The sequence below is a fragment of the Paraburkholderia sp. BCC1884 genome (genome assembly GCF_900996225.1).
Lineage (GTDB): Bacteria > Pseudomonadota > Gammaproteobacteria > Burkholderiales > Burkholderiaceae > Paraburkholderia.
Genome location: NZ_CAAJGL010000049.1, coordinates 1 through 424 on the forward strand (window position 1 = coordinate 1; position 424 = coordinate 424).

The window sequence follows — 424 nt, forward strand, 5'->3', positions numbered from 1 at the left end:
TGCGCTTGCCGGTCTCGCGGTCGATCACCACGATGTCGCTGGCGAACAGCTTGGGCATGCCGGTCGAGTAGTAGTCGACGATGAACTTGTCGAGCTGGATCGAGAACGGCAGGTCCTGGGTCAGCGAGCCGTTCGGCTGGTTCAGGATCGCGGTCGAGACATACTGGCCCTCGGGCACCCAGGCATAGCCGCGGAAGGTCGGGTTGGAGGCCGACAGCCGGTGCTCGGGCCCGATCTCGCTGATCGGCGCGCTGGTGTTGACGGGCGACTTGCCGAACAGCCACATCTGGAAATGGATCGGCAGGTTGCTGTCGAGCAGGCCGCCGATGCAAATCACCACGATCGCCAGGTGGGCGGCGATATAACCGTACTTGGTCATCGCGCCGCGCTTGGCGGCGATCAGGGTGGCGCCCTCGAATTCGCG

The 424-nt window shown here is 64.6% G+C and carries 1 protein-coding gene; it reads right to left on the reverse strand.

The annotated features are described in order from the left end of the window. Positions 1-424: cytochrome c biogenesis protein ResB (locus FQ705_RS03855; protein ID WP_144138099.1), on the reverse strand; the 424-nt coding region annotated here is incomplete at both ends.